This is a genomic window from Acinetobacter sp. FY683 (genome assembly GCF_059515885.1).
Genome location: NZ_JCAKNA010000004.1, coordinates 1 through 24,844 on the forward strand (window position 1 = coordinate 1; position 24,844 = coordinate 24,844).

Genomic DNA, 24,844 nt, shown 5'->3' on the forward strand with positions numbered 1-24,844 from the left:
ATCTAAAAAACCGATCACATATATAAAAACAAACTGTTTCCTCTATTTTATTGTTTGTTCTATGATTCTTTCATCAAATAAATATTTACTCCTTTGGAGACGTTAGCAATGTTAGACCAAAATACTTCAGCTCAATTAAAGACACTTCTTGAACGCCTTGAAAGCCCAATTGAAATTGTTGCAACTTTAAATGGTTCTGATAAATCAGACAAAATTAAAGAACTTGTGACTGAAATTGCTGCACTTTCTAATTTAGTCACTGCTCGTTTTGACGGTACTAATTCTCGTGCGCCAAGTTTTGGTATTGCTAAAGTAGGTGAGCAACCTCGCGTAAACTTTGCTGGTTTACCAATGGGACATGAGTTCACTTCTTTGATTCTTGCATTGTTACAAGTATCAGGTTACGCACCTAAAGTTTCTGATGAAGTTCTTGCTCAAATTAGAGGTTTAAACCTAACTGCTGACTTCGATGTATTTGTATCTTTAAGCTGCCATAACTGTCCTGACGTTGTTCAAGCGCTTAACTTAATTGCAATTAACAATCCAGGTACAACTGCAACCATGATTGATGGTGCATTCTTCCAAGACGAAGTTGAAGAACGCAAAATTATGGCAGTTCCAATGCTATTCCAAAATGGTGAGCACATTGGTCAAGGTCGTATGACTTTGGAAGAAATTATTGCGAAGTTAGATACAAATTCTGCTGCAAAAGATGCTGAGAAATTAAATGCAAAAGAAGCATTTGATGTATTGGTGATTGGTGGCGGTCCTGCAGGTAACACTTCTGCAATTTATGCTGCACGTAAAGGTATTCGTACAGGTATCGTCGCTGAACGCATGGGCGGTCAGGTGATGGATACTATGGATATTGAAAACTTTACATCAGTACAAAAAACTCAAGGTCCTAAATTTGCTGCTGAAATGGAAGCACACGTTCGTGAATATGGTGTAGACATCATGAACTTACAACGTGTATCTGACATTAAAGGTGCAGATCAAACAGCAAATGGCTTAGTTGAAGTCACTTTAGAGAATGGTGCAAAACTAGAATCTAAAACAGTGATTCTTTCAACAGGTGCACGTTGGAGAGAAATGAATGTTCCTGGTGAGCAAGAATACCGTACACGTGGTGTTGCTTACTGTCCGCACTGTGATGGTCCATTATTCAAAGGCAAACGTGTTGCTGTGATTGGTGGTGGTAACTCAGGTGTAGAAGCAGCGATTGACCTTGCGGGTATTGTTGAACACGTAACATTGGTTGAGTTTGATACTAAATTACGTGCTGACCAAGTGCTTCAAGATAAATTGAACAGCTTGCCAAACACAACAGTCATCAAAAATGCGTTATCTACAGAAGTGGTTGGTGATGGTTCACAAGTAACTGCACTTAAATACAAAGACCGTGCAACTGATGAAATTAAAACGGTTGAGCTTGCTGGTATCTTTGTACAAATTGGTTTGTTACCAAACACAGACTTCTTAAAAGAAACTGCTGTTGAGCTTTCAAACCGTGGTGAGATTATAATTAACGACCGTAACGAAACCAATGTAAAAGGTGTATTTGCCGCAGGTGACTGTACAACTGTTCCTTACAAGCAAATTATCATTGCGACAGGTGAAGGTGCTAAAGCTTCTCTATCTGCTTTTGATTATATTATTCGTAGCGGAAACTAAGCGAAATTAAAAGAGCTGAAAGTGTCCCCAAACACTTTCAGCTCTAAACTGTAAAACATATTTTTTCTTTTTTGGGAACTTTGGATGCTAACACCAAAGTTCCCTTTTTTTATTTTAAGTTAAAAGTTCAAGGTGTTCCCCATACACCTTGAACTTGTCCCTTAATATACTTTTCTTATTCTAGTTTTTTTCTTTTCCCCCTGGTTATATTCTCTAAATGCAATATGTATGCCATGGATTATTTTTATTGCATACTAAATAAATTGAGTGCTTTAAACTTTGTTTCGAGTTGCTCTTGGGTTTCAATATGCTCAGGATGAGGAATAATGCACTCAATAGGACATACTGAAACACAAGTTTGATGGTCATAAAAGCCAACACATTCAGTACAACGATCTACATCAATTTCATAGACCTTTGAACCTTCATAAATTGCGTCATTTGGACATTCTGGTAAACACATGTCACAGTTGATGCACTTGTCAGTAATGAGCAAAGCCATTTTAAAATCCTAAACCGCTTGATAAGCCAAAGACGACGCTGAAATATCAGCAGTAGAATTTGGTAAGTTACGAATAAGTAGAGCAAAATTCATATCAACATCGGCAGGGACAGGAATATCTACGATGTGACCTGAACCTTTTGCATCTTCAATTGAATTGCCTTTCTTGTCTAAAATCTCAGTTAAAGTAAATGTGATATTGCCTGAAGTTGTCATCAGTTCTAATGAATCTCCAACAACAAAACGATTTTTCACATCAATTTTAATGTAGTTACCGTTACGTTCTAAAACTTCACCACAGAAAATTTGATGATCAAAAACAGATGAGCCTGTTTCGTAATTTTGATATTCACTATGTACATGGCGACGTAGGAAACCTTCGGTATAGCCACGGTTTGCTAAGCCTTCAAGTTGTGTCATTAATGCTGGGTCAAAGTCTTTGCCTTGTAGAGCATCATCAATTGCTTTGCGATAAATTTGTGCAGTACGTGCACAATAGAAGTACGATTTAGTACGACCTTCAATTTTTAATGAGTGAATGCCCATTTTTGTTAAGCGGTCTACATGTTGTACTGCACGTAAATCTTTTGAGTTCATGAAGTAAGTGCCATGTTCATCTTCTTCTGCAGCAAACATTTCTTCTTCATTACGTTGTAAAAGTACAGGTTCATTAAATTGGTTTTGTTCCTGCATGTGTTGTTCATCTGCATTCGCTTGTGAACCTGAACAGCCACAACCTGAATGTTCATCTAATTGTTTTACTGGAATTACATCGCCAGTTTCATCTTCTTTAGCATCGTGAATTTGATATTCCCAACGGCAGGCATTGGTACATGCACCTTGGTTTGCATCACGCTTATTCATGTAGCCTGAAAGTAGGCAACGACCTGAATATGCCATACATAAAGCACCATGTACGAAAACCTCAATTTCCATATCAGGCACATTATTTTTAATTTCTTCAATTTCTTCGATAGATAATTCACGTGACAAAATTACACGTGTTAAACCCATATTTTTCCAAAATTTTACTGTAGCCCAATTTACAGCATTGGCTTGTACAGAAAGGTGAATATCTACATCTGGGAAGTTTTCACGCACCATCATAATTAAGCCTGGATCAGACATAATGAGTGCATCGGGTTGCATTGCAACAACAGGTTCTAAATCACGAATGAAGTTTTTGAGTTTTGAATTATGTGGCTGAATATTCACAACAACATAGAATTTTTTACCGAGCTCATGTGCTTCAGAAATACCAATGGCTAAATTGTCATGGTCAAAAGCATTGTTTCTAACACGTAAACTGTAACGAGGTTGTCCCGCATAAACAGCATCTGCTCCATAGGCAAATGCATAACGCATATTTTTAAGAGAACCAGCAGGAGAAAGTAATTCAGTTACGTGGGAAAGCGTCATGTTGAAAGGCATATAAAAAATATGTCTTTATTGTAAGAATTTAAAAAAAAGTTTCAACCAAGTAAATTGGTCGGCTTTTAAGGAGAATTTGCCTCAAGTTGCTTTAAAATTTGGCAGTCATCGATACGAGAATCATTGTTACAACTCGAGCGTAATTCAATAAGTTGAGTTTGGAATTTTTTTAATTCATTTATTTTATCAGTGACTTGTAGTATGTGGTCGTCAATTAGTTGATTGACAGCACTACAGCTTTGAGTTGGTTTTTGTTCGAGTTCTAAGAGTTTTGTAATTTCATTTAATGAAATTTCTAAAGCACGACAGCGCTTAATAAAGATTAATTTATTGAGTGTTTTTTCATCGTAGTAACGATAATTGTTTGCGCCACGAAAACTTGGATGAATTAAATCTTTCTTTTCATAAAAACGAATCGTATCGGTACTGAATCCTGTTTTTTCAGCCACATCTTTTATTCGATAGTTTTTTTGAAGATTCATACTTGACCTTAGAGTTACTTCATAGTTTTCAATAAGCATAATACAAATTGAATGACTTAGTTATTGAGGTTATGTAAATGGCATGTTCTTGTAGCAGTGCACCTGCACCACAAAAGCCAAATAGTAAATTTCGTACTGCATTATGGATTGCTTTGGTTCTTAATTTGGCTATGTTTTTTGTGGAGTTGGCAGGAGGGGCGTATGCACATTCATCAGCACTTTGGGCAGATTCATTAGACTTTTTTGGTGATGCGGTGAATTATGGTGTTTCACTTGCTGTGCTTGGTGCAAGTTTATATTGGCGTGCAACAGTGGCTTTAGCAAAAGGAATTGTCATGGCGACCTTTGGTTTTGTGGTTATTGCTAAAGTGATTTACGCCTATATTCAAGGAATTCCACCCGAAGCAATTACTATGGGTGCAATTGGTATTCTTGCTTTAATTGCGAACGTAATTTCTGCGGCAGTACTTTATGCATTTAGAGAGGGTGATTCTAATATGCAATCGGTTTGGTTGTGTAGCCGTAATGATGCGATTGGAAACGTAGCGGTAATTTTGGCGGCTGTTGGTGTGTTTGGTACAGGTAGTATGTTACCCGATTTAATTGTCGCGATGATTATGGCAGGATTGGGTGTAACAGCAGGGTATCAAGTGATTAAAAATGCAAGATTTGAACGTCAACAAAATAAAGTGTTAGATGCTCATTAATATTGAATATGATCTGAAATAAAAAACCGAAGCTTGAGCTTCGGTTTTTTTGATTCTAAAGAATCTTATTTTTCAACGAAAGCACGTTCAATTACGTAATCGCCTAACACACCCATTTTCGGTGATTCTTTAAGACCATGTTGGTCAAGAAGTGCAGCAACATCGTCAAGGAATGCAGGGCTACCGCAAAGCATTGCACGGTCAGTTTCAGGGTTGAAACGTGGTAAACCAATTTTCTCGAATAAATCACCGCTTTCAATGGCAGTTGTTACACGACCTTGAGTGTGGAAATCTTCACGAGTAACAGTTGGGTAGTACACTAATTTTTCTTTAGCGCCTAATTCACCAAAGAATTCATGATTAGGGATTTCGTTTTCGATTAAGTCTTGGTAAGCCAACTCTGAAACGTAACGTGTGCCGTGAACCACGATAATTTTTTCAAAACGTTCGTAAGTTTCTGGGTCACGAATAGTTGAAAGGAATGGTGCAAGACCTGTACCTGAAGAAAGAAGGTATAAGTTTTTACCTGGGTTTAAATCGTCAAGAACTAAAGTACCTGTTGGTTTTTTAGAAACTAAGATTTCATCGCCCACTTTTACTTTTTGTAAAATAGAAGTTAAAGGACCATCTGGAACTTTAATAGAGAAGAACTCTAATTCTTCTTCGTAGTTTGCACTTGCAATAGAATAAGCACGCATTAAAGGCTTGCCATTTACTTCAAGACCAATCATCACAAATTGACCGTTTTTAAAACGTAATGCGACATCACGAGTAGTTTTAAAACTAAATAACGTGTCATTCCAGTGGTGAACGTGAGTAATCTTTTCGACGTTGAAAGCAGCCATTAAAGGTCTCAATAATTATCAAATTAGAACAGCTTGCTATTCTAATCTAAAATCATTCTCGATAAACTGAATATATTTAATTGAGCTTATCAGAAAAAGTGATTATGACTGATCTAAAAATGCCAATAATTGGTTATATGAAGTCGCCTTACACAGAAAAGTTTGGTATTCCACGTCAACCGAATTTGGTACAAGTCGAATCTTATATAGAAATGGTAGCGCCTTATAATGATCTTTTAGCATTTGAGGGTATTGATGAATTTAGTCATCTTTGGTTAATTTGGCAATTTCACAATAATAAAAATCAACAGGAAAATCCGAAGTTTAAAGCACAAGTGCGCCCGCCAAGGTTAGGTGGAAATAAGAAAATAGGGGTGTTTGCAACGCGTAGTATGTACCGACCTTCGCCTATGGGCTTATCGGTTGTTCAATTTAGAAAAGTAGAAAAAGTGGGTAAATCTGTACGTTTATATGTGATGGGTAGTGATTTATTAAATGACACACCAATTTTAGATATTAAGCCTTATATTCAATATTCGGATGCCGTTCTTGATGCAAAAAGTGGTTATGCACAAGATGAACCTTCACGAAAGAAAGTTGTTTGGTCGCAAAGTGTTCAAAATGAATGTGACAAATTATTAAAAGAACACAGATTATCGAATCAGTTGATAGATGAATTAAATCAAGTACTCAGTTTGGATCCTCGACCTGCTTATCAAGATGATGCTGAACGTATTTATAAAATGAAATTTGCAGAATTTGATGTTTCATTTCAGGTGATCAATCAAGAAATTTATGTGTTGCAGATTGAATGAAAAGCAGAGGAAAGTAGATTTAGAACATTCAATAATTTGGTATAGTGAGATCAGTTTTGGGGAAAACGTAATGACATATAACTTTGAAATTGATACAACTTGGTGTTTAGAACAATTATTAAAAGATGGACGGATTACAGAGCGTGATCGTAGCTTAGTCCAAACAACACATCGTCAACGAAATCAATTGAAATGGCATGCTTTAGAATGGATAGCACATTTTAATTTAAAAGATCATGCTCATCCTCAAGCAATGCTGACTTTAAATAGACTAAGTCAGTGGTTGGCTGAAAAAGCACAAATCCCTTTATATGTGATTGATCCGTTAAAAGCAGATGTAACGGCTTTAACAGGCGTAATGTCACATGAGTTTGCATTACGTAACCGTATTTTAGCTGTGGAAACAAATGCGAATGAAGTTTTAATTGCTTCCGATCAGCCTTACCAAACAGAATGGTTAAGCAATTTAGAGCGTAGTTTATCTCCAAGAAAAATTAAGCGAGTTCTGCTTAGTCCAGATCAGCTTCAACGCTATATTATTGAATATTATCAAGTGAGCCGAGCTGTTTCAGGTTCACAAAAATCTTCTGCTTATGAACGTGACAACAAAGGTGTAGAAGCACTTTTACAACTCGGTGATACACAGAATCCAGATGCAAATGATCAGCACATCGTAAAATTGGTAGATTGGGTATTACAATTTGCCTTTGAACAAGGTGCAAGTGATATTCATTTGGAACCACGTAAGGACAACGGTAAAATCCGTTTTCGTATAGATGGTGTGTTGCATACAGTCTATAACATGCCAGCAAATACACTTATGGCCGTGATTTCCCGCATTAAAATTTTAGGGCGTATGAATGTTGCGGAAAAGCGTAAACCACAAGATGGTCGATTAAAAACTCGAACTCCAAAAGGTCGTGAAACAGAACTTCGTTTAGCAACTTTACCTACAGCATTTGGTGAAAAGTTGGTGATGCGTATTTTCGACCCTGATGTATTGGTTCGTAGTTTTCAACAGTTGGGTTTTGAAGGACATTTATTAGAAAGTTGGAAAGCTTTAACCACGCATAGTCACGGTATTATTTTGGTGACAGGGCCAACGGGTTCGGGGAAAACGACCACGCTTTATTCAACATTGAAGCAACTTGCGACTGAACAAGTCAATGTCTGTACTATTGAAGATCCAATTGAAATGTTGGAGCCAAGCTTTAACCAAATGCAGGTGAATACAGGTATCGATTTAGGCTTTGCTGATGGCGTGCGTGCTTTAATGCGCCAAGACCCAGACATTATTATGGTTGGGGAAATTCGAGATCACGATACTGCAAATATGGCAATTCAAGCTGCACTTACAGGGCATTTGGTACTTTCAACGTTACATACAAATGATGCGCCATCAAGCTTAACTCGTTTGCATGATTTGGGTGTTCAATCATTCTTAACTTCAGCAACTATTTTAGGTGTACTTGCGCAACGATTAGTGCGTACCTTATGCCCACATTGTAAAGAAAAAACAGTAATTAATGAGCAAGAATGGAAGCATTTAGTATTTGATTATACGGTGCAAACTCCTGACCATGTTTATAAAGCGGTTGGTTGTGAAGAATGTCGAAATACTGGCTATAAAGGGCGTGTCGGGATTTATGAGTTCCTACCTTTAAGTATAGAGATGAAACAGCAGATTAGTGCAAATGCACCTTTAGGTGAATTAAAGCTTCTCGCACAAAAAGAGGGTGTAGAGCCTTTACGTATTGCAGGGGCAAGAAAAGTGGTTGCAGGTTTAACCACCTTAGAAGAAGTGCTAAGAGTAGTACCTTTAAATTAATTATTTCTGTCTTAATATTCGCCTCATCTTTGTTTGTTTTAATAGCTTTATCGAAATGACAAACAGAGATAGAGGCAAGAAATGAAAACTTTAATTAATACACTTTTATGTACGGCATTACTTGGTTCAGCAACAACTGCAATGGCTGAAACGGCTGTAAATCAGCAAGCGCTGAATAAAGTAGTTACTGTAAAACAAGCATTAACAATGAAAGATGATGCTAAAGTTCAATTAAAAGGCTATGTTGTTAAATCTGTTGGCGATGAAAAATATGAATTCCGTGATCGTACAGGTTCAATGACGGTAGATATTGATGATGAACTTTGGATGGGTAAAGAAATTTCAGCAAAAACACCCGTTGTGATTATTGGTGAAGTAGACATCGATTATAAGCCGATGAAACGCGTTGAAATTGATGTAGATGCAGTTAAATTTTAATTTGCATAGAAAACATGAATTTATGATGCTAAAAGACCACATATTTTTGTGGTCTTTTTATGTAAAAATAACATGATATCAATCTATGGAAAGGAAGTTCATCATGAGAATTCTTTTAGCAGAAGATGATTGTTCTCAGGCAGAAAGCATAAAAACGTGGCTAGAAATGGATGGTTATTCTGTTGATTGGGTAGAGCGTGGTGATCATGCAATTTTAGCAATAGAACAACATCAATATGATTGTATCTTATTAGACCGTGGTTTACCGAAAGCAACGGGAGATGAGATTCTGAAAAAGATAAGAGAAAATCAGTCGCATATTCCCGTAATATTTCTAACTGCAAAAGATAGTATTCAAGATCGGGTTGATGGCCTAGATTTAGGTGCCAATGATTATTTGGTTAAGCCATTTAGTTTGGAAGAGTTATCTGCACGATTACGTTCACAACTTCGACAAATGCAAGTGACAAATACCAGTAAAATTCACTTTGCAAATTTAGAGTTAGATATTGCTGCCAAACAATTAAAACTGAATCATGAGCTTGTCGACTTAACAGCAAATGAGTTTAAAATTTTATATAAACTTATGCAAAATCCAACGCATACAATTACTAAAGAACAACTTCAGGAATCACTCTATGCTTGGGGTGAGGAAATTGAAAGTAATGCAATAGAAGTATTTATTTATCAAATTCGCAAAAAAATTGGTAGTCAATATATCAAAACGATTCGTGGGTTAGGTTACAGAATGAATCAGGAAAACTAATATGTCGGAACATCCAAAATCGACAGTTTCATTACAACATCGCTTAGTTAAAAGCTCAATGATTGGCTCTGTATTTGCAGGGCTCATTGCGCTTGTGTTGTTAATGGCAATTAGTACTTATCAAGCTTTGAAAGTACAAGATGAAATTATGGATGAAATTTCTGATATGTTGTTAATTGATGATATTTCTAGTGTTTCCAATTCACAGTTAGATGAGTTGAGTGAAGAGTTTGATATTCAATATGTATTGAAAAATCACCAACAGGTACTATCACATTCTGAAAATTATGATGCAGTTACTGAAAATTTTGAACCTGTAGATAAAGCATATAATGTGATCTGGAAAGATGGAAAGTTATGGCGTACTTATATTCAAACGAATGATGGATTATCGACTTATGTCATTCAACCTTTGAAATATCGTTTTGAACATTTACTGAATACATTCGCTGTCTATGTTGGTGTGCTGTTGATTTTATGGTTAATTCAATGGCTATTTATTCGAATTATGATCCGTCGTCAATTTAAAAGTTTTAATATTTTGGCACGACAAATTTCTGAAAAAAATGCAGATGATTTAGCACCTATACATACTCAGAATATTGAGTTTATTGAGCTTCAGCCAATAATTTTGCAATTGAATAAATTGTTGCAGCGCTTGGATACATCTTTGCAAGCAGAACAACGATTTACTTCAGATGCTTCGCATGAATTACGTTCACCACTTTCAGCTATTCAAATGAGGCTACAACTTTTACAACGTAAATATTCAGATCAAGTTCCCTTACAACAAGATTTAAAGCAAATTCAACAAGACGTAAATCGAGGAACACTCGTACTTGAAAATTTACTGTTACTGGCAAGATTAGATCCTGAAAATCAGCGAAGTTTAGTTACAGAACTGGTAGATTTGAGTGCGCTAGTTAAAGAGGTAGTTTATGCCTTACAGCCGTTTATTGATGAAAAAGCGATAGATGTTGGTGTGAATATAGATGAGCTTTTAAATCTTAATGTTAATAAGCAACTGATGTTTATATGCATCCGAAATATTTTAGACAATGCAATTCGCTATCTTCCTCAAGCTGGAAAGGTTGAAATAACAAGTGAAGTTGTTGGAAATTGTGTGAAATTAAAAATCATTGATCAGGGAAATACTGTGACTGATGAAACAATTCAAAGAATGGGAGAGCGGTTTTATCGTGCTTTAGGTACTAAAACGGTAGGGTCTGGTTTAGGTATTTCAATTTGTAAAAAAATTATTGAATTACATTCTGCTCATATTGAGTATTCCAAAAATCAATATGGTGGATTATCGGTCATCATATCGTTTCAACAAAAACAGTTTTAAATATTTTTATGGTTAGTTTTAAGCTTTAGTGAGCAATAAAAAAGCAGTATGCGCTGACTCATACTGCTTGTTCCCACGCTTATTATTATATTTTGGGTATTTATTATTTTGTCAGAATTAGGCGATTATTACGTGTTAAGCGTAAACGGTATTCTTCGCCAGCATGCATAATTCTAATTTCACGGCCTAAAGAAAATAAGTTGTTTGAATATAACATTGGTAAAGAGTGAGCTGTTTCGTTACGAGTAAATAAGCTAAAAGGTGCGTTCATTTTTGTTAACTCCGTGGTGTGTGGTGAACGATTTAAATGATAATCATTATCGAATAGACCTGTCAATAATTTATTTTAAAAATTTGTGTAATCAGATAGAACGTATACACTGAGTTTCTGAAACAAAGAAAAGGATGGTTTCATGTCAAAGCCTCAGTTAGATGTTGCAATTGGTTTACTTGTTCATAAAAACCAAATTTTGGTGGGGTGGAGAGAAGAAAATCAACATCAAGGAAATAAACACGAATTTCCTGGTGGCAAGGTGGAAAATGGTGAAATGCCGGTAGATGCTTGTCGTCGTGAAATATGTGAAGAGGTCGGGTTAAATTTAACAAGCTGGCAAAAGTTTGATCTAATTAGACATGAATATGATGATGTTATTGTCCAACTACATTTTTTTATTACTCAGATATCTACTGAGGACAGTCAAAGAATAGAAGCACCATGGAAATGGATCGCAAGAGATCAGTTATTCGATTTAAATTTTCCTAAAGCAAATACTGCAATTGTGAAGCGTTTATATTGGCAACGTCTAATTAAGATTAGCCATGATTTATCTGTATTAACCGATTTATCAGATGATCGATTGTTATATTGGCGTATAGATATCTCTGAATTTTCACATGAAAATTTCTCTGCATGCAGTATTGAAAAATTATCTAAGCTTATTGTGAATTTTGATATTTGGAATAAATTAGGTGATTTACAACAGAATGCAATTCAAACGATTCATTTAAAACAAGAGCAATTATTGAAACTGACTCAAAGCGATTTAAATTTAACAAAAAGATATATTGCCGCATGTCATAGTTTAGATGCTTTAAAGCATGCAGAGCAGATTGGTTGTGATGCTGTGTTTTTAAGCCCAGTATTCAACACAGAAACACATCCTGATGCAGAAGCTCTAGGTTGGGATAAGTTCGCTGATATGGCAATACAGGTGAATATGGTGATATTTGCTTTAGGAGGAGTGTCACCTGAACTATTAGCTGATGCACAAAAACATCATGCATACGGTGTGGCAGGCATTCGAAGTTTTTAGTCGGTATTTATTTTTGACCCCAAAAATGCATTAAAGTCTAAAGTGACTTCAATGCATTTTTTGCTTCTGTAACTGCTTTTATATTGTTTTGCTTTTGAGCTGCATTTTGAATGGTAAGCCAAAGCTGACGTTTCATGGTATTGGTTTGTGCATAGCTTAAACCACGTCTAGCTAAAGACTCTGCATTTTTTGCATTGTCCTTTTTCAATGAAATAAGTGATAAATACAAATATGTGTCAGCAGATTGGGGGGCAAGGCGTTGAGCTTGTAAAACAAGACGTTCAGCTTTATCGAACTGACTTGCGTTATAACTGGTTTTAGCTTGAGCCATTAAGCTTTTATAGGCAGGTAATGACTCTCCATCTTCTAACTTTTGTTTCACGCTAGATGTTGGTGGTGCTTGTAGTTTTTCACGCTTAATTTCATCAAGCTCGTAGGTTTTAATGACTACACCATGTTCATTTCTAAACTCTTTAGCTTGAGGCTTAGAAGAATCTGTTTTTTTAGACTCTGGCTTGCTTGGGAGGCTTTGACACCCCACCAAGCCAAGAATGATACATGTGGTCGCTATCAGTTTATACATAGAATAACCTTTTAGTTTGCAAAGCCACCGCTAGAAATAACACGTCCGCCATTTTCATCGGTGCTATCACTTTCACGAATCAGGTTTTCTATACTGTCAGAACTTTCGGTATTTTCATCATCTGTTTGTGTATCAGGATTGTAAGATGCTGTTGGATCATAGTATGGCAAACCGCACTCTGTTACTTGAGTTGGTGCTTTATTGCGTAATACAGGAATATTCATCGCACCATTACAATTTGGTGCAGATAAGAAACCTGAATAACGATCTAACCATAACCATTGAATATTATCTGGTTGGCGTAAATTGACAGGTTTTTGGCGTAATTGTTTCATTACGTTTGTCCAAACAGGAAGCGCGCCTGTTGAACCTGTTAATCCTGTCGTTGCATTGTTATCTAGACCAAGCCATACAACGGTTGCATAGTTGCCTGAATAGCCTGCAAACCAAGAGTCACGTGTATCATTTGTTGTACCTGATTTACCTGCCAGTTTTAAGCTTGGCGCTAAAACAGAATTTGCTGCACGTCCTGTACCTGATGCAATAACTTGTTGTAAGCCATAATTGAGCATATATGCAGATGATGGGTCTATAGTTTGTTGAACGGTTAAGCTATAACGGTCTAGCACACGTCCTTTTGCATCTACAACAGTACGAATAGACTTCACAGGATATTGGAAGCCGCCAGTAGCAAAATTATTGTAAATGTTTAAAACTTCAAGTGGAGATAAATCTACAGCACCTAAGAATGTAGAAGGGTAGTTTGGAATTTTATTCGCATCGATGCCAAACTTCATTAATTGGTTGCGGAAACTACTTACCCCAAACTCTTGCCCTAAACGAACAGCAGATAAGTTGTATGAGTTTGCAAGGGCTTGAACCATAGGTACTACGCCATGCTCACCGCCACTATAATTTTTAGGCGTCCAGTTTTTACCATTTGAAGGAATACTAATGTAGCTATCTTCAATAGGCGTTGCCCAGTTATAACGACCAGACTCTAAAGCATTTAAATAAATAATAGGTTTGAGTAATGAACCAACTTGGCGTTTTGCATCTAATGCACGGTTAAAGCCTGTAAAATCTTGTGTTGAACCAACAGCTGCAACAAGCTCTCCATTTTCAGGATGAGTGATAACGACCGCACCTTGCAAGTCTTTTAAGCGTTTAGGATTACCATTTGCTAAACGTGCAACGGAAGATTTAAACGCATTTTGAACATTGGTTTGTGCAACAGGATCGAGTGTTGTAAAAATACGTAGACCTTGGTTAGTTAAATCACTTTCTTGATATTCTGCACGAAGTTGGCGACGTACAATATCCATAAAGTCTGGGAAACGTGAAGGTCCTAAAGTTGGCTTATCAATAACATTGAGTGGGCGAGCACTTTCAGTTTCAAATTGTTGTTCTGTTAAATACCCCATAACCAACATATTGTGTAAAACAATATTGCGACGTTTAAGTGCACCTTCAGGATTTCTCCAAGGGTTGAATAATGTTGGACCTTGAACTAAACCCACTAAATAAGCTTGTTGTGCAATATTGAGTTCACGTAAAGGTAAACCAAAATAAAATTGAGCAGCTAAACCATAACCATTAATCGAGTAGTTACCGTTTTGACCTAAGTTCACTTCATTTAAGTAAGCTTCTAAAATTTCATTTTTATCGTAGTGCAATTCAATAAGCATAGCCATGAATGCTTCATTTACTTTACGTTTTAATGTTCTTTCAGGAGATAAGTAAAAGTTCTTTACAAGTTGCTGAGTTAGTGTTGAACCACCTTGACGTTTACCACCTGTTACATTACTTACAAGCGCACGTGCTGTACCACGAATAGAAATACCATGGTGACTATAAAAGTTACGATCTTCCGTTGCAATTAAGGCTTGAATAAGTGGTTTTGGCACTTTATCTAATTTAATAAGAACACGGTCTTCATTATGTTGAGGATAAATACCACCAATAAGCATTGGCTCTAAGCGTGCAATACCAGTAGAAGATGGCTTAGTCGCACTGACTTCAGAAATAGAGTCATTATTAAATGTAACTTTTAAAATTTGCTCAGGCTCTACGCTATCGCCAAAATCGAAGCCACGTGTATGTACATAAACAGAATTACCTGAATTGGTGTAATTGCCTGTTTTTGTATAGTTATCTGAATTTTTATAACCCAAAAAATTTAATTCTTGAAGAAGATCTGACTGGCTAACAGGTGCATTGCTATAGATTTCTAATGGACGAGCAAAAACTTTTGCTGGAATATCCCATCTATTGCCTTCAAATTTTTCACGAACAATATTATCCATACGAATAAGATAGATACTAAATGCTACAAATAAGGCAATAACTACAATACAAAAAAGAAGGGCAAATATGCCAATGCCACGTTCAGACTTCATATATCAGAATAAAATATTATTAAATTATGCTAATCATGCGAAGCTTTTAACCAATTTGCAATGATTAATGTGTTTATATCTTTAAAAAACTCATATATTACTAAGAGAAATTTCTAGTCCTAATTTTTAAAATTTTCTGTGATAGTGATATTATAGATAACGAATCGTAGTGGAGCGATATCGCTGGTGCAAATTTCACATAAGAATTTTCGTAACATTGGTTTAATTGGACGTCCAGATAAATCTTCAGTTGTTGAAACTATTAGTCTTATACATGATCATTTAATTAATATTGGTCTACATCCAGTTTTTGACTCGGAAACTGCTGAACTCGTCCCATATAAAAATACGCAAACTGTAAGTCGTGCTTTATTAGGTGAAGTGGTTGATTTAGTCATTGTTGTAGGTGGTGACGGTTCGTTACTTCATGCTGCACGTGCATTGGTCAAGTTCAATACGCCTGTAATTGGTGTAAACCGTGGTCGTTTAGGTTTTTTAACAGATATTAATCCAACAGAAGTGATTTTTAAGCTTGATCAAGTTTTAAAAGGTCAGTTTCAGTTAGATCGTCGTTTTCTTCTAGAAATGGAAGTTCGTTCAAAAGGCGAAATTATTTACGAAGCCATTGCGCTCAATGATGTTGTATTACATGGTAAATCTGTTCATATGATTGATTTCGATTTAAGTATCGATGGTCAGCATGTTTATCGTCAGCATAGTGATGGTTTAATTGTATCTACACCAACAGGCTCAACGGCTTATGCTTTATCTGGTGGTGGACCTATTTTGCATCCGAGTATGGATGCAATAGCACTGGTTCCTATGCATCCGCATACCTTGTCTTCTCGACCAATTGTGGTGGGTGGACAAAGTGAGGTTAAAGTTGCTGTACGTGAAAATCGTGTAATGCCGATGGTGAGTGCGGATGGGCAACAAAGTGTTTCATTGGGTGAAGGTGATACTTTGCATATTCGTAAACATCCTTATAAACTTAATTTACTTCATCCGCCGGGCTACGATTTTTATATGGCTTGTCGTACCAAATTAGGATGGAATCAAGATTTTGAATCTATGCAAAAACAGGATTAATTATGAATATTGAACAAATGTTAGCGGCACTCAATCCTGAAATTGTAGGTCGTTTAAAAACAGCAGTTGAAATTGGTAAATGGCCTAATGGTATTGCTTTAACGCAAGAACAACGCCAAACGTGTATGCAAGCTGTTTATGCTTGGGAAATAAAGAACCTTCCAGAAGCAGAACGTAGTGGTTATATTGACCGTGGTACCAAAGAAGAAGATGAACATTGTGACTCTCATGTTGAAGAGCCAGAGTTTCAACCTGTCCGTTTTATTTAGTTAGCAAATATAATGGTTTGTTAAATAAAGACTAAAAGCCCAATATTCAATTGGGCTTTTTATTATTTGTGTATTTTAAAAGGTGTATATTCTTACTTTAATGGACACTCAATATTACACATAAATGAACAGCGACTCCTATCTCATTTGGACACATTAGAGTTCGTATAATCGCCATTATGTTAAATAATCTAAGCTCTTTACTATAAAATTACTCATAAATTATTTAGATATAGCAAAATGAACGAACAGGAAATTTATCAAAAAATTGGCGAACTTCTATGGTCAATAATGGCAACAGAAGCAAGAATTATTTTTTGTGAAGGATATATTTATCCTGATACTAATTCATGTAGTTTTGAATGGTTAACTCAAAATAATAAAAAAGATTCATTTGAATTTGATGACTATCCAATTGAAATTGGAAATCAAATCATATCCTTAATAACAAAGTTGAGAGCATTCGATGTTTTTAGAGAAAAATGGACACATTTTAAAATTTCATTAACGGAAGAAGAAAAAATAGGTTTTGAATTTGCTTATATTCCTGAAGAAGATAGTTGGGTAAGTCTTTATATGAAAGGCATTAGTGATCTTTCTGAAGAAGAATTAGATAAAGATTATCCTCAAATTCCGAAAGACTTATGGAAAGAAAGATTAAGAATTAAGAATAGTTATAATTAACATAATACACGTTATACGAAATGCTAATTTTTATTCCTTTTAATTCAATTATTTAATACTAATTAAAAAGCCCATTCTCCATTGAGCGGGCCTTTTAATGGATTTTTTATGTTTCGCACTTAATAAATAATCAATTTTTACTGTTTTTATGTAGTCTAATTTAATTCTGAAGCAGAAAGAAATGTCCAAATAAAATAAGAATAGATGTCTGAGTAGTTATTAATTTTGTAAAAAGGTAATGAAAACTACCATGAGTTTAAATTCTTAGCTCTTTTAAAGCGTTCTACTGTATCTTCAGCATCATAATAATTCCTCATGATACGACTACGTTTGAACTCCAAGTTACTTAAGCTATTTTTATATGATTTTTTAACATCCTCTTTAAGATCTTTATTTTCTAGTAGCTTTTCATAGCGTTCAATTTCTCTTTGCAGTTCTTCTTTTTCACGATTTGCTTCGTAGTAGGAGTTACTTACATCGTAATAGGGTTTTAGATACGCAAGTTCACTTGCGGGGCAAATCATATAATTCGCGCTACCACTAAGACCAAGATCGAAAATATTTTGTGGCGTACAATATAGTTTTAGCCCAGCGCTATAACCTGTATTGTAGCGTGTTTGATTGGGTGTAATATTTCCTTTGGCACAAGCTTTTGTATAACTTGCAAACCTGAGTTTATCGTATCCTTGAGAAGCATCGTTATATCCGACATCTTCCCATTGAGCAATTTTGCATTCTTCAACGCTCATTGCTGAACAACCGCTGAGTAAAATGATTAGGCTGAATAAAGTAATTGGTTTCATTTAGTTATGTATATTTGTAATAATTATCAAATATATTACATATTTTGTGACTTATTTCACTAAATATTTAGCATTTTACAAAAATATAATCTCAACTTAATAACTCTAGGTTTGAATAATAATTATTGAATGCAATATAGGCTAAAGCTTTTTTGTCATTTTTTAATAAGTTTAGCCTATATTAGATGGTTGATTTATCAGATTTATTTTTCTGTAAGTCGGTTTAACCAAAGTTTTTTCGCTTCAATCATTGCTTCTTCATAGCTTGAGCAAACGCGCATTGTATATAAAGCGATTCCGATTGTTTCGATAACAGCGGTTTCACCATATTCATGCGATTGTTGACCTTCCCAAACCGCTTTAAAAACATCTAAATTCAATTCTTCTTCGGTTGGGCTGCGATTATCGGTTAATTTGGGTAATTCGTGCTCATACATTTCACCATCTCTAATACCACAAATTAATGTTTTGGCATCTGGATTACGTTCAAATTCACCACCTTCACCTTTAATCACAGCACTATTTTTATAACCTAATTGAAATGCAGCACGTTGATGAGAGCTTCTGTATGCAGGATGGAAAATGGCTTGCATCGTTGCTTTGGCATTAAATGGATTAATTAAACGTGCAAGTGTATGAATAGGAGAGCGCAACCCCATTACATTTCTAAGATTAATTAAGTCACTTAAAATAGGTGAAATAACATCTAAGGGTAAGTAGGCAAAGTTTTTTTCTTGAAGTTGTTGTTCAATATCTTTTTGATTTTGGCAAATAGGGAAGTTTAAAAACTCTAAAACTTGTTCAGTGTATAAACGGTTGATGGTATGACCAGAAGCACCATGCATGACGACTTTGTAGTCATGTTTTGCAAGTGTTAATGCTGCAAGTAAAAACCAAGGATAATGTTTGCGTTTACCAGCATAAGATGACCAGTCTAAATCTACTTCGAGTGGTTTAAATTGAAGTTGATCTTTAGTGGCTTGAACAAAACCTGTTAGTTCATCGACAGATTCTTCTTTTACACGAAGAAGCATTAAGAATGCACCAAGTTGAACATCAAGAACTTCATCTTTTAAAATCATTGAAAAAGCTTGATAAGCTTCTTCATAGGTGAGCGAGCGAGCACCATTTTTGCCTTTGCCAATAATACGAACAAATTGTGCAAAAGGATGTTCAAAGTCTTTATAAAGATTGCGCTTGGTATTCATTAAATCATCATCAACAGATTACAGCTAAGACAATATGCCATAAAACGAGATGAAATAAGCGAATGATGATGGGTTTATTGGGAGAGATTGATAATTTTAACTTTAAATAGATTGGTGATTACGCATGAATTTGCCAGATATTAATGATGTATCTAGAGAATAAAAAGAGCTGTAGCTCTTTTTATATTTAAAGTCGAAGGACATTTAGACTTTCTTTAATAAATGCATTTAAGTCTGCTTGAGAGCGAGAACTGATATATAGGTTATTGTCATTCACGACAGCTTGATCTAAAAATACAGCACCAGCATGAATCACTTCAGACGAAATTTGTTCATGCGTTGTAAGTCTACGCCCTTTAATAACATTGGCATCAATGAGCAGCAGAGGACCATGACAAATACAAAAAATAGGTTTGTATAAGTTCGCAAAATGACGAACAAAATTAATAAATCTTTCATCTAAACGTAGATGTGATGGAGACTGACCACCGGGAATCAGTAATGCATCAAAATCATGTGCAGATACATCATCGATACTTTTATCTATGGTTGTATTATGTTTGTAGTTTCTACCATGAATCACATGACCTGCGTGTGTATTAATATTTGTAACGAGATGGCGTGCAGCACGAAATGCTTCTACGGGTTCAGCATATTCGTCATCTGCATATTGGTGGGTGACTAAAACAGCAATTCTCTTTGACATTTTTATTCCTCGAATTGTTTAGCACGACGTGTTAGGTTTATTTTTAACAAAAAATATAAATGCTTTTGTATTAAATACGTGATTAAAGTGTTTATTTTTAAAATTATAATTACTTTTCAATAAAATAAATTTTATCAGTTTTAGTAAATCTAGCTTTGAATAAGAATGTTTTAGTTGTTTTTATGAACTAATTTAGCAGAGTTAAAGGTAGAGTTATCACTTAAACTTCTAATATTCATAAAACCTTTTCAATATACAAATATCTTGAATTAATGAATGATATTCAAAGCTAAAAAAGACAATAGAATTGGTAAAAACTTCAATTGAGTAAAATTAAGGCTGAGTAAAGCAAAGTCTTATTGCGCAACATTTGAAAGCTAACTATTGTTATACTGTCAAAAATATGTTTTTAAGGGCATCATAACAATGATCAACGACGATCAAAACACAACAACTTCTCTTGATTTAGGCAAAATTCGTGAGGATATAGACTCTGTAGATCAACAGATTCAACAACTCATTAACCGCCGTGCAAAACTGGCTGAAGCAGTGGCTAAAGCAAAATTTGCAGCAGAAGAGAAACCATTGTTTTACCGTCCTGAGCGTGAAGCACAAGTTTTACGTAATGTTATGGAGCGTAATGAAGGTCCACTTTCAGATGCAACAATGGCACGTTTATTCCGTGAAATTATGTCTGCATGCTTAGCTTTGGAAGCACCGCAAAGCATTGCCTTCTTAGGGCCTGTAGGAACGTATACGCATTCGGCTGTTTTAAAGCATTTTGGTCAAGATGCGGTTGTGCGTCCATTACCAACAATTGATGAAGTATTTCGTGATGTAGAAGCAGGTAGTGCACATTATGGTTTAGTGCCTGTAGAAAACTCATCTGAAGGTGTAGTGAACCATACTTTAGATTGTTTTAAAGCATCACATTTAAATGTGATTGGTGAAGTTGAACTTCGTATTCATCACCAATTTCTAGTATCTGAAAACACACGTAAAGACAGTATTAAACAAATTTATGCACATCAACAGACTTTGGCACAATGCCGTGGCTGGTTAGATGCAAACTATCCAGGTGTTGAGCGTGTTGCTTTAAGTTCTAATGCAGAAGCTGCGCGCCGTATTCGTAATGAGTGGCATTCTGCTGCTATTGCTTCAGAAGTTGCAGCAAGTATTTATAATTTAGAAATTTTGCATGGCAATATTGAAGATAATCCAGAAAACACAACACGTTTCCTTGTGATTGGTCGTGAAAAAGTGCCACAAAGTGGTAATGATAAAACGTCATTACTTATTTCTGCACATGACCGTGCAGGTGCTTTACTTGAAATTTTAGCACCATTTGCGAAGCACAATATCAGCTTAACAAGTATCGAAACACGTCCTGCACTTCCTGAAAAATGGGCTTATGTATTCTTTATTGATTTAGAAGGTCATATTGAACAAGAAAACGTAAAATTGGCGATTGAAGAAATTCGTCCATTGGTAAAAGAAGTACGTGTTCTTGGTTCTTATCCAATTGCAGTTTTATAAGATTGCAACCGTGGTTAATGTCAGGGGGAGATTAACCACAATCATTACTTGAAATAATTGGAAGTGTAAAATGTCGTTTGTCCCAGCCAATGAAGGCATCTCGAAATTAAAGCCTTATCAACCAGGTAAACCAATTAGTGAACTTGAGCGAGAGTTGGGGATTACAGATATCGTCAAACTGGCATCAAATGAAAACCCGCTAGGTTGTTCAGATAAAGTAAAAGAAGCTGTTGCAGCAGAACTGGCTGAAATTGGGCGTTATCCTGATGGTGGTGGTTTTATTTTAAAAGACCAAGTTGAAAAGCAATTTGGCGTTGCACACAACCAAATTACTTTAGGTAATGGTTCAAACGATTTACTTGAAATTTTTGCACGTGCATTTGTTTCTGAGCATGATTCTGTAGTTTATAGCCAACATGCCTTTGCCGTTTATAGCTTGGTTACACAGGCTATTAACGCCGAAGCTATTGAAGTGCCTGCAAAAGGTTTTTCACATGATTTAGAAGCTATGGCTGCGGCAGTTAAAGACAATACCAAGTTGATCTTTATTGCGAATCCAAACAACCCGACAGGGACGTGGTTTGAAGAAGCAGAATTTGAAACATTTATGCAAAAAGTGCCTGCAAATGTCATTGTTGTACTAGATGAAGCTTATGTTGAATATTTCCCTGAAAACTTCAACAGCTTAAAGTTCCTTGCTCAATATCCAAACCTTATTATTAGCCGTACCATGTCTAAATGCTTTGGTTTAGCTGCGCTTCGAGTTGGTTTTGCTTTGGCTTCGGTAGAAGTAACAGATTTCTTAAATCGTATTCGTCAGCCATTTAACGTGAACCATTTAGCAATGGTTGCTGCTGTTGCTGCATTAAAAGATGAAGATTTCATTGAGAAATCACGTGTGGTGAATAAAGCCGGTATGGCACAACTTGAAGCAGGTTTTAATGCTTTGGGTTTAGCTTACGTCCCTTCACGCGCCAACTTTATTTTGGTTGATGTGCAAGCAGATCCTGCACAAACATTTAATGCACTTCTGAAAGAAGGTGTTATTGTACGTCCTGTAGGTATTCCAAATCATCTTCGTGTATCGATTGGTACAGAAGAAGAAAATGCAAAATTTTTAGCTGCATTAGCTAAAGTACTTGGTTTAGAGGCCAAAGCTTAAAATATGTCATTGCCACTGTTTGAAAGAGTTGCTTTTATTGGACTTGGGCTCATTGGCTCAAGTCTAGCTCGCGTTATTGTTGCTGAAAAATTAGCAACAGAAATTGTTGCGTCTACACGTTCTCAAAAGACCTTGGATGATGCAAAAGCCCTTGGCTTAATTCAAGAAGGATATACCAATCCAATTGATGCTGTTCAAGGTGCAGATCTAGTTGTATTGGCACTTCCAGTACGTGCAACTCAAAAAGTGCTTGAAATAATTAAGCCTTATTTGTCTGAGCGTACCATTATTACCGATGTTGGAAGTACCAAGGGAAATGTCGTGGATGCTGCCAAAGCTGTTTATGGTGAAACATTACCTGAAGGTTTTGTACCAGGGCATCCTATTGCAGGGTCAGAACATACTGGGGTACATGCAGGTAAGGTCGATTTATTTGCAAACCATAAAGTGATTTTGACACCGCTACCAAGCAGCGCAGATTGGGCAATTAAAAAACTCATTCAACTTTGGCAAGCATCTAAAGCTGAAGTGATTTGTATGGATGTCGAAAAGCACGATGAAGTATTGGCGCATACAAGTCATCTTCCTCATTTGATGGCATTTAACTTGGTTGAGCAACTTGCGAACCGAGAAGATAACTTAGATATTTTTCGTTATGCTGCTGGTGGATTCCGTGATTTTTCAAGAATTGCTGCAAGTGATCCGCAAATGTGGCATGACATTTTCTTTGCCAATAAAAAAGCAATTTTGAATGCCGTAGATGGCTTTGAACAGCAATTGGCAACGATTCGTAAATTAATTGAAGATGAAGACTCACAAGCTTTAATGGGCTTGTTAGGACATGCGCAGGCTGCGCGACAGCATTTTAATCATATGCTCGCAAAGAAACCCTTGATGGAGAAAAATAAAGTGACGACACAGCAATTCACAATATTACCGGGCAAGAAACAATTCCAAGGTAAATTTACAATTCCGGGTGATAAATCTGTGTCACATCGTTCTATCATGTTTGGTGCTATTGCAGAAGGTACAACGCATGTAACGGGTTTTCTAGAAGGCGAAGATGCACTTGCAACACTTCAAGCGTTTCGTGATATGGGCGTAAGTATTGAAGGCCCTAAAAATGGTGAAGTGACCATTCATGGTGTGGGTATGCAGGGCTTAAAAGCACCTGTGGGCGCGTTGTACATGGGGAACTCAGGTACATCTATGCGTTTGCTTTCAGGGATGCTATCTGCTCAGAAATTTGATTCAGTTATGACGGGCGATGCTTCATTAACAAAACGTCCAATGGAGCGTATTGCAAAGCCACTACGTGAAATGGGTGCTTTATTGCAGACTACAGGTGATCGTGGTACACCACCTGTTTCAATTACAGGTAACCAGACGTTAAAAGGTATTCATTACGATTTACCAATGGCTTCAGCACAAGTGAAATCGGGTATTTTACTTGCAGGTTTATGGGCGGAAGGTGAAACAGTTGTTACTGAACCTGAACCAACTCGTGACCATTCAGAGCGTATGCTTCGTGCATTTGGTTATGAAGTGAAAACTGAAGGTAACCGTATTTCTCTACAAGGTGGTGGAAAATTAGTTGGTACAAATATCCAAGTACCATCTGATATTTCTTCAGCTGCATTCTATATGGTCGGTGCTGCAATTACAGAAAATGCAGATGTAACACTAGAAGCTGTAGGTATTAACCCAACACGTACTGGCGTAATTGAAATATTGAAGCAAATGGGTGCGGATATTTCAGTTGAAAATGAACGTATAGCGGGTGGTGAACCTATTGCAGACATTTGCATTCGAGGTTCGCGTACATTAAAAGGTATTCATATACCAGAAGATCAAGTACCTTTAGCAATTGATGAATTCCCAGCTTTATTTATTGCTGCGGCATGTGCAGAAGGTCAAACTATTCTTACGGGTGCTGCGGAGCTTCGTGTAAAAGAATCTGACCGTATTCAAGTCATGGCAGATGGCTTGAAAATTATGGGGATCGACTGCACACCAACTGAAGATGGCATTATCATTGAAGGTAAGGGTAAATCGGGTGAGTGGGATGCAATTTTCACAGGTGGTGAAATTGAATCACATCATGACCACCGTATTGCGATGAGTTTCGCTATGGCAGGTTTGCGTACTTCAGGTGAAATTAAAATTGTGGGAACTGAAACTGTTGCAACAAGTTTCCCAACATTTACAGAACTTGCAAATGAAGCGGGTCTTGCAATTCAAGTTACTGAATAAAAC

General features: G+C 36.2%; 24 protein-coding genes. 14 read left to right on the top strand and 10 right to left on the bottom strand.

The window, feature by feature from the left end:
- The first annotated feature begins 108 nt into the window (after positions 1 to 108).
- Positions 109 to 1,674, top strand: coding sequence for an alkyl hydroperoxide reductase subunit F (gene ahpF, locus AC5YDH_RS02915; protein ID WP_496116796.1), 1,566 nt, complete (start codon positions 109 to 111; stop codon positions 1,672 to 1,674).
- Between the two features lie 244 nt (positions 1,675 to 1,918).
- On the opposite strand, the gene AC5YDH_RS02920 is transcribed toward ahpF, so the two are convergent.
- From AC5YDH_RS02920 to AC5YDH_RS02930, 3 genes are all read right to left on the bottom strand, one after another.
- A complete protein-coding gene (locus AC5YDH_RS02920; RefSeq protein WP_496116797.1) occupies positions 1,919 to 2,176 on the bottom strand; it encodes a YfhL family 4Fe-4S dicluster ferredoxin in 258 nt (85 codons plus the stop codon).
- 9 nt (positions 2,177 to 2,185) lie between these two features.
- Positions 2,186 to 3,595 carry a prephenate-dependent tRNA uridine(34) hydroxylase TrhP gene (trhP, locus tag AC5YDH_RS02925; protein WP_496116798.1) on the bottom strand — a complete coding sequence of 470 codons (1,410 nt, stop codon included), beginning with the start codon at positions 3,593 to 3,595 and terminating at the stop codon, positions 2,186 to 2,188.
- Between the two features lie 77 nt (positions 3,596 to 3,672).
- Complete coding sequence (locus AC5YDH_RS02930) at positions 3,673 to 4,089, bottom strand: Cd(II)/Pb(II)-responsive transcriptional regulator (protein WP_496116799.1); 417 nt, start codon at positions 4,087 to 4,089, stop codon at positions 3,673 to 3,675.
- Between the two features lie 77 nt (positions 4,090 to 4,166).
- Between AC5YDH_RS02930 and AC5YDH_RS02935 the strand changes: the two genes are divergently transcribed.
- Positions 4,167 to 4,796 carry a cation efflux transmembrane domain-containing protein gene (locus tag AC5YDH_RS02935; RefSeq protein WP_496116800.1) on the top strand — a complete coding sequence of 210 codons (630 nt, stop codon included), beginning with the start codon at positions 4,167 to 4,169 and terminating at the stop codon, positions 4,794 to 4,796.
- 65 nt (positions 4,797 to 4,861) lie between these two features.
- Here the strand turns inward: AC5YDH_RS02935 and AC5YDH_RS02940 are convergent, their stop codons facing one another.
- Entirely contained in the window at positions 4,862 to 5,641 is a 780-nt protein-coding gene (locus tag AC5YDH_RS02940) for a ferredoxin--NADP reductase (protein ID WP_496116801.1), read from the bottom strand.
- A 104-nt stretch (positions 5,642 to 5,745) separates the two neighbouring features.
- Between AC5YDH_RS02940 and tsaA the strand changes: the two genes are divergently transcribed.
- The 5 genes from tsaA (at position 5,746) to AC5YDH_RS02965 (ending at position 10,836) form a co-directional block, all read left to right on the top strand.
- Positions 5,746 to 6,456, top strand: a complete 711-nt coding sequence (gene tsaA, locus AC5YDH_RS02945) for a tRNA (N6-threonylcarbamoyladenosine(37)-N6)-methyltransferase TrmO (protein WP_496116802.1) — start codon at positions 5,746 to 5,748, stop codon at positions 6,454 to 6,456.
- A gap of 70 nt (positions 6,457 to 6,526) precedes the next feature.
- Positions 6,527 to 8,284, top strand: a complete 1,758-nt coding sequence (gene tfpB, locus AC5YDH_RS02950; protein ID WP_496116803.1) for a type IV pilus assembly ATPase TfpB — start codon at positions 6,527 to 6,529, stop codon at positions 8,282 to 8,284.
- 81 nt (positions 8,285 to 8,365) lie between these two features.
- Positions 8,366 to 8,722: a NirD/YgiW/YdeI family stress tolerance protein gene (locus AC5YDH_RS02955; protein WP_496116804.1), complete on the top strand. Its 357-nt coding sequence runs from the start codon at positions 8,366 to 8,368 to the stop codon at positions 8,720 to 8,722.
- Positions 8,723 to 8,825: 103 nt separating this feature from the next.
- A complete protein-coding gene (locus tag AC5YDH_RS02960) occupies positions 8,826 to 9,488 on the top strand; it encodes a response regulator transcription factor (RefSeq protein ID WP_496116805.1) in 663 nt (220 codons plus the stop codon).
- Position 9,489: 1 nt separating this feature from the next.
- Positions 9,490 to 10,836, top strand: coding sequence for an ATP-binding protein (locus tag AC5YDH_RS02965; RefSeq protein ID WP_496116806.1), 1,347 nt, complete (start codon positions 9,490 to 9,492; stop codon positions 10,834 to 10,836).
- Positions 10,837 to 10,939: 103 nt separating this feature from the next.
- Here AC5YDH_RS02965 and hemP read toward each other — a convergent pair whose 3' ends face one another.
- A complete protein-coding gene (gene hemP / locus AC5YDH_RS02970; RefSeq protein WP_496116807.1) occupies positions 10,940 to 11,107 on the bottom strand; it encodes a hemin uptake protein HemP in 168 nt (55 codons plus the stop codon).
- Between the two features lie 142 nt (positions 11,108 to 11,249).
- Here hemP and AC5YDH_RS02975 point away from each other — a divergent pair, with 142 nt between their 5' ends.
- Positions 11,250 to 12,149: an NUDIX domain-containing protein gene (locus AC5YDH_RS02975; RefSeq protein WP_496116808.1), complete on the top strand. Its 900-nt coding sequence runs from the start codon at positions 11,250 to 11,252 to the stop codon at positions 12,147 to 12,149.
- A 37-nt stretch (positions 12,150 to 12,186) separates the two neighbouring features.
- Here AC5YDH_RS02975 and AC5YDH_RS02980 read toward each other — a convergent pair whose 3' ends face one another.
- Both AC5YDH_RS02980 and mrcB read right to left on the bottom strand, forming a co-directional pair.
- Positions 12,187 to 12,732 (bottom strand): tetratricopeptide repeat protein, encoded by a 546-nt coding sequence (locus AC5YDH_RS02980; RefSeq protein WP_496116809.1) that lies wholly within the window; start codon positions 12,730 to 12,732, stop codon positions 12,187 to 12,189.
- 11 nt (positions 12,733 to 12,743) lie between these two features.
- A complete protein-coding gene (gene mrcB, locus AC5YDH_RS02985; RefSeq protein WP_496116810.1) occupies positions 12,744 to 15,131 on the bottom strand; it encodes a penicillin-binding protein 1B in 2,388 nt (795 codons plus the stop codon).
- 186 nt (positions 15,132 to 15,317) lie between these two features.
- Here mrcB and AC5YDH_RS02990 point away from each other — a divergent pair, with 186 nt between their 5' ends.
- The 3 genes from AC5YDH_RS02990 to AC5YDH_RS03000 all read left to right on the top strand — a co-directional run bounded on the left by AC5YDH_RS02990 (position 15,318) and on the right by AC5YDH_RS03000 (position 17,173).
- Complete coding sequence (locus AC5YDH_RS02990) at positions 15,318 to 16,220, top strand: NAD(+) kinase (protein ID WP_496116811.1); 903 nt, start codon at positions 15,318 to 15,320, stop codon at positions 16,218 to 16,220.
- A 2-nt stretch (positions 16,221 to 16,222) separates the two neighbouring features.
- Positions 16,223 to 16,489, top strand: coding sequence for a YeaC family protein (locus AC5YDH_RS02995; protein WP_496116812.1), 267 nt, complete (start codon positions 16,223 to 16,225; stop codon positions 16,487 to 16,489).
- Positions 16,490 to 16,729: 240 nt separating this feature from the next.
- Complete coding sequence (locus tag AC5YDH_RS03000) at positions 16,730 to 17,173, top strand: hypothetical protein (RefSeq protein ID WP_496116813.1); 444 nt, start codon at positions 16,730 to 16,732, stop codon at positions 17,171 to 17,173.
- Between the two features lie 245 nt (positions 17,174 to 17,418).
- Here AC5YDH_RS03000 and AC5YDH_RS03005 read toward each other — a convergent pair whose 3' ends face one another.
- The 3 genes from AC5YDH_RS03005 to AC5YDH_RS03015 form a co-directional block, all read right to left on the bottom strand.
- Positions 17,419 to 17,922, bottom strand: a complete 504-nt coding sequence (locus AC5YDH_RS03005; RefSeq protein WP_496116814.1) for a DUF2799 domain-containing protein — start codon at positions 17,920 to 17,922, stop codon at positions 17,419 to 17,421.
- Between the two features lie 257 nt (positions 17,923 to 18,179).
- The gene (locus tag AC5YDH_RS03010; protein ID WP_496116815.1) at positions 18,180 to 19,184 is read right to left on the bottom strand and encodes a glycosyl transferase family protein; all 1,005 of its coding nucleotides are present in this window, start codon (positions 19,182 to 19,184) and stop codon (positions 18,180 to 18,182) included.
- 187 nt (positions 19,185 to 19,371) lie between these two features.
- Positions 19,372 to 19,890 (bottom strand): type 1 glutamine amidotransferase domain-containing protein, encoded by a 519-nt coding sequence (locus AC5YDH_RS03015; protein ID WP_496116816.1) that lies wholly within the window; start codon positions 19,888 to 19,890, stop codon positions 19,372 to 19,374.
- A 426-nt stretch (positions 19,891 to 20,316) separates the two neighbouring features.
- On the opposite strand from AC5YDH_RS03015, the gene pheA reads away from it, so the two are divergent.
- The 3 genes from pheA (at position 20,317) to AC5YDH_RS03030 (ending at position 24,841) form a co-directional block, all read left to right on the top strand.
- Positions 20,317 to 21,426 (top strand): prephenate dehydratase, encoded by a 1,110-nt coding sequence (pheA, locus tag AC5YDH_RS03020; RefSeq protein ID WP_496116817.1) that lies wholly within the window; start codon positions 20,317 to 20,319, stop codon positions 21,424 to 21,426.
- 70 nt (positions 21,427 to 21,496) lie between these two features.
- Positions 21,497 to 22,588: a histidinol-phosphate transaminase gene (gene hisC, locus AC5YDH_RS03025; RefSeq protein ID WP_496116818.1), complete on the top strand. Its 1,092-nt coding sequence runs from the start codon at positions 21,497 to 21,499 to the stop codon at positions 22,586 to 22,588.
- A gap of 3 nt (positions 22,589 to 22,591) precedes the next feature.
- Complete coding sequence (locus AC5YDH_RS03030; RefSeq protein ID WP_496116819.1) at positions 22,592 to 24,841, top strand: bifunctional prephenate dehydrogenase/3-phosphoshikimate 1-carboxyvinyltransferase; 2,250 nt, start codon at positions 22,592 to 22,594, stop codon at positions 24,839 to 24,841.
- The last annotated feature ends 3 nt before the right edge of the window (positions 24,842 to 24,844 follow it).

Bases quoted from the DNA above. Each gene is read 5' to 3' on its own strand.
- ahpF (WP_496116796.1), top strand. From the start codon at position 109: ATGTTAGACCAAAATACTTCAGCTCAATTAAAGACACTTCTTGAACGC.
- AC5YDH_RS02920 (WP_496116797.1), bottom strand. From the start codon at position 2,176: ATGGCTTTGCTCATTACTGACAAGTGCATCAACTGTGACATGTGTTTA.
- trhP (WP_496116798.1), bottom strand. From the start codon at position 3,595: ATGACGCTTTCCCACGTAACTGAATTACTTTCTCCTGCTGGTTCTCTT.
- AC5YDH_RS02930 (WP_496116799.1), bottom strand. From the start codon at position 4,089: ATGAATCTTCAAAAAAACTATCGAATAAAAGATGTGGCTGAAAAAACA.
- AC5YDH_RS02935 (WP_496116800.1), top strand. From the start codon at position 4,167: ATGGCATGTTCTTGTAGCAGTGCACCTGCACCACAAAAGCCAAATAGT.
- AC5YDH_RS02940 (WP_496116801.1), bottom strand. From the start codon at position 5,641: ATGGCTGCTTTCAACGTCGAAAAGATTACTCACGTTCACCACTGGAAT.
- tsaA (WP_496116802.1), top strand. From the start codon at position 5,746: ATGACTGATCTAAAAATGCCAATAATTGGTTATATGAAGTCGCCTTAC.
- tfpB (WP_496116803.1), top strand. From the start codon at position 6,527: ATGACATATAACTTTGAAATTGATACAACTTGGTGTTTAGAACAATTA.
- AC5YDH_RS02955 (WP_496116804.1), top strand. From the start codon at position 8,366: ATGAAAACTTTAATTAATACACTTTTATGTACGGCATTACTTGGTTCA.
- AC5YDH_RS02960 (WP_496116805.1), top strand. From the start codon at position 8,826: ATGAGAATTCTTTTAGCAGAAGATGATTGTTCTCAGGCAGAAAGCATA.
- AC5YDH_RS02965 (WP_496116806.1), top strand. From the start codon at position 9,490: ATGTCGGAACATCCAAAATCGACAGTTTCATTACAACATCGCTTAGTT.
- hemP (WP_496116807.1), bottom strand. From the start codon at position 11,107: ATGAACGCACCTTTTAGCTTATTTACTCGTAACGAAACAGCTCACTCT.
- AC5YDH_RS02975 (WP_496116808.1), top strand. From the start codon at position 11,250: ATGTCAAAGCCTCAGTTAGATGTTGCAATTGGTTTACTTGTTCATAAA.
- AC5YDH_RS02980 (WP_496116809.1), bottom strand. From the start codon at position 12,732: ATGTATAAACTGATAGCGACCACATGTATCATTCTTGGCTTGGTGGGG.
- mrcB (WP_496116810.1), bottom strand. From the start codon at position 15,131: ATGAAGTCTGAACGTGGCATTGGCATATTTGCCCTTCTTTTTTGTATT.
- AC5YDH_RS02995 (WP_496116812.1), top strand. From the start codon at position 16,223: ATGAATATTGAACAAATGTTAGCGGCACTCAATCCTGAAATTGTAGGT.
- AC5YDH_RS03000 (WP_496116813.1), top strand. From the start codon at position 16,730: ATGAACGAACAGGAAATTTATCAAAAAATTGGCGAACTTCTATGGTCA.
- AC5YDH_RS03005 (WP_496116814.1), bottom strand. From the start codon at position 17,922: ATGAGCGTTGAAGAATGCAAAATTGCTCAATGGGAAGATGTCGGATAT.
- AC5YDH_RS03010 (WP_496116815.1), bottom strand. From the start codon at position 19,184: ATGAATACCAAGCGCAATCTTTATAAAGACTTTGAACATCCTTTTGCA.
- AC5YDH_RS03015 (WP_496116816.1), bottom strand. From the start codon at position 19,890: ATGTCAAAGAGAATTGCTGTTTTAGTCACCCACCAATATGCAGATGAC.
- pheA (WP_496116817.1), top strand. From the start codon at position 20,317: ATGATCAACGACGATCAAAACACAACAACTTCTCTTGATTTAGGCAAA.
- hisC (WP_496116818.1), top strand. From the start codon at position 21,497: ATGTCGTTTGTCCCAGCCAATGAAGGCATCTCGAAATTAAAGCCTTAT.
- AC5YDH_RS03030 (WP_496116819.1), top strand. From the start codon at position 22,592: ATGTCATTGCCACTGTTTGAAAGAGTTGCTTTTATTGGACTTGGGCTC.